Raw genomic sequence first — 323 nt, 5'->3', positions numbered from 1 at the left:
TTCAGGGCGCTGAAGCCGGCCGTGCTCATGGCTTGCAGCTGAGCGCTGTTGAACAGCGGGATCTGATCCGAGCTCAGACCCACAGCTTGCAGGGTCTTCATCGCGCCCATGGCGGCGACCGAGATCTGGCCGACGTCATTGGTTTCGAGGCCGACGATCGCTTGCGAGCTCAGGTTCGAGAACTGCAGGGTGCTGATCGCGCCGACTTGCGAGGAGTTCAGGGCAGCGCCTTGATCCGAAGTCAGGTTGGCCATGGCCAGGGTCGACAGCACGCCGAACTGGGTGTTGCCCAGGGTGTTGATCTGCAGGGTCGACAGGTTGGC

The 323-nt window shown here is 62.8% G+C and carries 1 protein-coding gene; it reads right to left on the bottom strand.

Translation table 11 applies throughout. The features are described 5' to 3' along the window. Window positions 1-323 (bottom strand): hypothetical protein (locus LZ005_RS21555; RefSeq protein ID WP_237811140.1); only part of this gene is annotated, 323 nt, incomplete at both ends.

This window comes from Massilia sp. TS11 (assembly GCF_022012445.1).
Classification (GTDB): Bacteria; Pseudomonadota; Gammaproteobacteria; order Burkholderiales; family Burkholderiaceae_D; genus Telluria.
Note: the sequence above shows the minus strand (reverse complement) of the source record. Positions and strands in the feature narration are given on the sequence as shown.